Source organism: Vibrio mediterranei (assembly GCF_900088415.1).
GTDB classification, from domain to species: domain Bacteria; phylum Pseudomonadota; class Gammaproteobacteria; order Enterobacterales; family Vibrionaceae; genus Vibrio; species Vibrio mediterranei.
On record NZ_FLLQ01000022.1, the window covers coordinates 1 to 5,513 of the forward strand.

9 protein-coding genes are annotated in these 5,513 nt (G+C 44.7%); all 9 read left to right on the forward strand.

What is annotated here, in order from left to right; genetic code table 11:
* Window positions 1-279: Minor spike protein (locus VME0621_RS27120; protein WP_032574287.1), on the forward strand; the 279-nt coding region annotated here is incomplete at its 5' end.
* 63 nt (window positions 280-342) lie between these two features.
* On the forward strand, window positions 343-1,884 hold the full coding sequence (locus VME0621_RS27125) for a replication endonuclease (RefSeq protein WP_000252566.1): 1,542 nt from the start codon (window positions 343-345) through the stop codon (window positions 1,882-1,884).
* Complete coding sequence (locus tag VME0621_RS27130) at window positions 1,817-1,969, forward strand: hypothetical protein (protein WP_435988044.1); 153 nt, start codon at window positions 1,817-1,819, stop codon at window positions 1,967-1,969. Before VME0621_RS27125 ends, VME0621_RS27130 begins: the two co-directional genes overlap by 68 nt.
* Entirely contained in the window at window positions 1,902-2,141 is a 240-nt protein-coding gene (locus VME0621_RS27135) for a phage DNA packaging protein C (protein ID WP_016670801.1), read from the forward strand. The genes VME0621_RS27130 and VME0621_RS27135 overlap by 68 nt, the downstream gene beginning before the upstream one ends.
* Complete coding sequence (locus tag VME0621_RS27140) at window positions 2,138-2,596, forward strand: scaffolding protein D (protein WP_000084700.1); 459 nt, start codon at window positions 2,138-2,140, stop codon at window positions 2,594-2,596. Before VME0621_RS27135 ends, VME0621_RS27140 begins: the two co-directional genes overlap by 4 nt.
* The gene (locus VME0621_RS27145) at window positions 2,596-2,712 is read left to right on the forward strand and encodes a phage DNA packaging protein J (protein WP_000033471.1); all 117 of its coding nucleotides are present in this window, start codon (window positions 2,596-2,598) and stop codon (window positions 2,710-2,712) included. Before VME0621_RS27140 ends, VME0621_RS27145 begins: the two co-directional genes overlap by 1 nt.
* A 36-nt stretch (window positions 2,713-2,748) precedes the next feature.
* On the forward strand, window positions 2,749-4,032 hold the full coding sequence (locus VME0621_RS27150; RefSeq protein WP_000065572.1) for a major capsid protein: 1,284 nt from the start codon (window positions 2,749-2,751) through the stop codon (window positions 4,030-4,032).
* A gap of 110 nt (window positions 4,033-4,142) precedes the next feature.
* Window positions 4,143-4,670 (forward strand): hypothetical protein, encoded by a 528-nt coding sequence (locus VME0621_RS27155; RefSeq protein WP_000487867.1) that lies wholly within the window; start codon window positions 4,143-4,145, stop codon window positions 4,668-4,670.
* An 8-nt stretch (window positions 4,671-4,678) separates the two neighbouring features.
* A partial coding sequence (locus tag VME0621_RS27160; RefSeq protein WP_065311753.1) for a hypothetical protein occupies window positions 4,679-5,513 on the forward strand: 835 nt, incomplete at its 3' end.

Genomic DNA, 5,513 nt, shown 5'->3' on the forward strand with positions numbered 1-5,513 from the left:
CAAACGGCTGGTCAGTATTTTACCAATGACCAAATCAAAGAAATGACTCGCAAGGTTAGTGCTGAGGTTGACTTAGTTCATCAGCAAACGCAGAATCAGCGGTATGGCTCTTCTCATATTGGCGCTACTGCAAAGGATATTTCTAATGTCGTCACTGATGCTGCTTCTGGTGTGGTTGATATTTTTCATGGTATTGATAAAGCTGTTGCCGATACTTGGAACAATTTCTGGAAAGACGGTAAAGCTGATGGTATTGGCTCTAATTTGTCTAGGAAATAACCGTCAGGATTGACACCCTCCCAATTGTATGTTTTCATGCCTCCAAATCTTGGAGGCTTTTTTATGGTTCGTTCTTATTACCCTTCTGAATGTCACGCTGATTATTTTGACTTTGAGCGTATCGAGGCTCTTAAACCTGCTATTGAGGCTTGTGGCATTTCTACTCTTTCTCAATCCCCAATGCTTGGCTTCCATAAGCAGATGGATAACCGCATCAAGCTCTTGGAAGAGATTCTGTCTTTTCGTATGCAGGGCGTTGAGTTCGATAATGGTGATATGTATGTTGACGGCCATAAGGCTGCTTCTGACGTTCGTGATGAGTTTGTATCTGTTACTGAGAAGTTAATGGATGAATTGGCACAATGCTACAATGTGCTCCCCCAACTTGATATTAATAACACTATAGACCACCGCCCCGAAGGGGACGAAAAATGGTTTTTAGAGAACGAGAAGACGGTTACGCAGTTTTGCCGCAAGCTGGCTGCTGAACGCCCTCTTAAGGATATTCGCGATGAGTATAATTACCCCAAAAAGAAAGGTATTAAGGATGAGTGTTCAAGATTGCTGGAGGCCTCCACTATGAAATCGCGTAGAGGCTTTGCTATTCAGCGTTTGATGAATGCAATGCGACAGGCTCATGCTGATGGTTGGTTTATCGTTTTTGACACTCTCACGTTGGCTGACGACCGATTAGAGGCGTTTTATGATAATCCCAATGCTTTGCGTGACTATTTTCGTGATATTGGTCGTATGGTTCTTGCTGCCGAGGGTCGCAAGGCTAATGATTCACACGCCGACTGCTATCAGTATTTTTGTGTGCCTGAGTATGGTACAGCTAATGGCCGTCTTCATTTCCATGCGGTGCACTTTATGCGGACACTTCCTACAGGTAGCGTTGACCCTAATTTTGGTCGTCGGGTACGCAATCGCCGCCAGTTAAATAGCTTGCAAAATACGTGGCCTTATGGTTACAGTATGCCCATCGCAGTTCGCTACACGCAGGACGCTTTTTCACGTTCTGGTTGGTTGTGGCCTGTTGATGCTAAAGGTGAGCCGCTTAAAGCTACCAGTTATATGGCTGTTGGTTTCTATGTGGCTAAATACGTTAACAAAAAGTCAGATATGGACCTTGCTGCTAAAGGTCTAGGAGCTAAAGAATGGAACAACTCACTAAAAACCAAGCTGTCGCTACTTCCCAAGAAGCTGTTCAGAATCAGAATGAGCCGCAACTTCGGGATGAAAATGCTCACAATGACAAATCTGTCCACGGAGTGCTTAATCCAACTTACCAAGCTGGGTTACGACGCGACGCCGTTCAACCAGATATTGAAGCAGAACGCAAAAAGAGAGATGAGATTGAGGCTGGGAAAAGTTACTGTAGCCGACGTTTTGGCGGCGCAACCTGTGACGACAAATCTGCTCAAATTTATGCGCGCTTCGATAAAAATGATTGGCGTATCCAACCTGCAGAGTTTTATCGCTTCCATGACGCAGAAGTTAACACTTTCGGATATTTCTGATGAGTCGAAAAATTATCTTGATAAAGCAGGAATTACTACTGCTTGTTTACGAATTAAATCGAAGTGGACTGCTGGCGGAAAATGAGAAAATTCGACCTATCCTTGCGCAGCTCGAGAAGCTCTTACTTTGCGACCTTTCGCCATCAACTAACGATTCTGTCAAAAACTGACGCGTTGGATGAGGAGAAGTGGCTTAATATGCTTGGCACGTTCGTCAAGGACTGGTTTAGATATGAGTCACATTTTGTTCATGGTAGAGATTCTCTTGTTGACATTTTAAAAGAGCGTGGATTACTATCTGAGTCCGATGCTGTTCAACCACTAATAGGTAAGAAATCATGAGTCAAGTTACTGAACAATCCGTACGTTTCCAGACCGCTTTGGCCTCTATTAAGCTCATTCAGGCTTCTGCCGTTTTGGATTTAACCGAAGATGATTTCGATTTTCTGACGAGTAACAAAGTTTGGATTGCTACTGACCGCTCTCGTGCTCGTCGCTGCGTTGAGGCTTGCGTTTATGGTACGCTGGACTTTGTAGGATACCCTCGCTTTCCTGCTCCTGTTGAGTTTATTGCTGCCGTCATTGCTTATTATGTTCATCCCGTCAACATTCAAACGGCCTGTCTCATCATGGAAGGCGCTGAATTTACGGAAAACATTATTAATGGCGTCGAGCGTCCGGTTAAAGCCGCTGAATTGTTCGCGTTTACCTTGCGTGTACGCGCAGGAAACACTGACGTTCTTACTGACGCAGAAGAAAACGTGCGTCAAAAATTACGTGCAGAAGGAGTGATGTAATGTCTAAAGGTAAAAAACGTTCTGGCGCTCGCCCTGGTCGTCCGCAGCCGTTGCGAGGTACTAAAGGCAAGCGTAAAGGCGCTCGTCTTTGGTATGTAGGTGGTCAACAATTTTAATTGCAGGGGCTTCGGCCCCTTACTTGAGGATAAATTATGTCTAATATTCAAACTGGCGCCGAGCGTATGCCGCATGACCTTTCCCATCTTGGCTTCCTTGCTGGTCAGATTGGTCGTCTTATTACCATTTCAACTACTCCGGTTATCGCTGGCGACTCCTTCGAGATGGACGCCGTTGGCGCTCTCCGTCTTTCTCCATTGCGTCGTGGCCTTGCTATTGACTCTACTGTAGACATTTTTACTTTTTATGTCCCTCATCGTCACGTTTATGGTGAACAGTGGATTAAGTTCATGAAGGATGGTGTTAATGCCACTCCTCTCCCGACTGTTAACACTACTGGTTATATTGACCATGCCGCTTTTCTTGGCACGATTAACCCTGATACCAATAAAATCCCTAAGCATTTGTTTCAGGGTTATTTGAATATCTATAACAACTATTTTAAAGCGCCGTGGATGCCTGACCGTACCGAGGCTAACCCTAATGAGCTTAATCAAGATGATGCTCGTTATGGTTTCCGTTGCTGCCATCTCAAAAACATTTGGACTGCTCCGCTTCCTCCTGAGACTGAGCTTTCTCGCCAAATGACGACTTCTACCACATCTATTGACATTATGGGTCTGCAAGCTGCTTATGCTAATTTGCATACTGACCAAGAACGTGATTACTTCATGCAGCGTTACCATGATGTTATTTCTTCATTTGGAGGTAAAACCTCTTATGACGCTGACAACCGTCCTTTACTTGTCATGCGCTCTAATCTCTGGGCATCTGGCTATGATGTTGATGGAACTGACCAAACGTCGTTAGGCCAGTTTTCTGGTCGTGTTCAACAGACCTATAAACATTCTGTGCCGCGTTTCTTTGTTCCTGAGCATGGCACTATGTTTACTCTTGCGCTTGTTCGTTTTCCGCCTACTGCGACTAAAGAGATTCAGTACCTTAACGCTAAAGGTGCTTTGACTTATACCGATATTGCTGGCGACCCTGTTTTGTATGGCAACTTGCCGCCGCGTGAAATTTCTATGAAGGATGTTTTCCGTTCTGGTGATTCGTCTAAGAAGTTTAAGATTGCTGAGGGTCAGTGGTATCGTTATGCGCCTTCGTATGTTTCTCCTGCTTATCACCTTCTTGAAGGCTTCCCATTCATTCAGGAACCGCCTTCTGGTGATTTGCAAGAACGCGTACTTATTCGCCACCATGATTATGACCAGTGTTTCCAGTCCGTTCAGTTGTTGCAGTGGAATAGTCAGGTTAAATTTAATGTGACCGTTTATCGCAATCTGCCGACCACTCGCGATTCAATCATGACTTCGTGATAAAAGATTGAGTGTGAGGTTATAACGCCGAAGCGGTAAAAATTTTAATTTTTGCCGCTGAGGGGTTGACCAAGCGAAGCGCGGTAGGTTTTCTGCTTAGGAGTTTAATCATGTTTCAGACTTTTATTTCTCGCCATAATTCAAACTTTTTTTCTGATAAGCTGGTTCTCACTTCTGTTACTCCAGCTTCTTCGGCACCTGTTTTACAGACACCTAAAGCTACATCGTCAACGTTATATTTTGATAGTTTGACGGTTAATGCTGGTAATGGTGGTTTTCTTCATTGCATTCAGATGGATACATCTGTCAACGCCGCTAATCAGGTTGTTTCTGTTGGTGCTGATATTGCTTTTGATGCCGACCCTAAATTTTTTGCCTGTTTGGTTCGCTTTGAGTCTTCTTCGGTTCCGACTACCCTCCCGACTGCCTATGATGTTTATCCTTTGGATGGTCGCCATGATGGTGGTTATTATACCGTCAAGGACTGTGTGACTATTGACGTCCTTCCCCGTACGCCGGGCAATAATGTTTATGTTGGTTTCATGGTTTGGTCTAACTTTACCGCTACTAAATGCCGCGGATTGGTTTCGCTGAATCAGGTTATTAAAGAGATTATTTGTCTCCAGCCACTTAAGTGAGGTGATTTATGTTTGGTGCTATTGCTGGCGGTATTGCTTCTGCTCTTGCTGGTGGCGCCATGTCTAAATTGTTTGGAGGCGGTCAAAAAGCCGCCTCCGGTGGCATTCAAGGTGATGTGCTTGCTACCGATAACAATACTGTAGGCATGGGTGATGCTGGTATTAAATCTGCCATTCAAGGCTCTAATGTTCCTAACCCTGATGAGGCCGTCCCTAGTTTTGTTTCTGGTGCTATGGCTAAAGCTGGTAAAGGACTTCTTGAAGGTACGTTGCAGGCTGGCACTTCTGCCGTTTCTGATAAGTTGCTTGATTTGGTTGGACTTGGTGGCAAGTCTGCCGCTGATAAAGGAAAGGATACTCGTGATTATCTTGCTGCTGCATTTCCTGAGCTTAATGCTTGGGAGCGTGCTGGTGCTGATGCTTCCTCTGCTGGTATGGTTGACGCCGGATTTGAGAATCAAAAAGAGCTTACTAAAATGCAACTGGACAATCAGAAAGAGATTGCCGAGATGCAAAATGAGACTCAAAAAGAGATTGCTGGCATTCAGTCGGCGACTTCACGCCAGAATACGAAAGACCAGGTATATGCACAAAATGAGATGCTTGCTTATCAACAGAAGGAGTCTACTGCTCGCGTTGCGTCTATTATGGAAAACACCAATCTTTCCAAGCAACAGCAGGTTTCCGAGATTATGCGCCAAATGCTTACTCAAGCTCAAACGGCTGGTCAGTATTTTACCAATGACCAAATCAAAGAAATGACTCGCAAGGTTAGTGCTGAGGTTGACTTAGTTCATCAGCAAACGCAGAATCAGCGGTATGGCTCTTCTCATATTGGCGCTA

Coding starts and splice junctions, on each gene's coding strand:
- VME0621_RS27125 (WP_000252566.1), top strand. CDS start 343: ATGGTTCGTTCTTATTACCCTTCTGAATGTCACGCTGATTATTTTGAC.
- VME0621_RS27140 (WP_000084700.1), top strand. CDS start 2,138: ATGAGTCAAGTTACTGAACAATCCGTACGTTTCCAGACCGCTTTGGCC.
- VME0621_RS27145 (WP_000033471.1), top strand. CDS start 2,596: ATGTCTAAAGGTAAAAAACGTTCTGGCGCTCGCCCTGGTCGTCCGCAG.
- VME0621_RS27150 (WP_000065572.1), top strand. CDS start 2,749: ATGTCTAATATTCAAACTGGCGCCGAGCGTATGCCGCATGACCTTTCC.
- VME0621_RS27155 (WP_000487867.1), top strand. CDS start 4,143: ATGTTTCAGACTTTTATTTCTCGCCATAATTCAAACTTTTTTTCTGAT.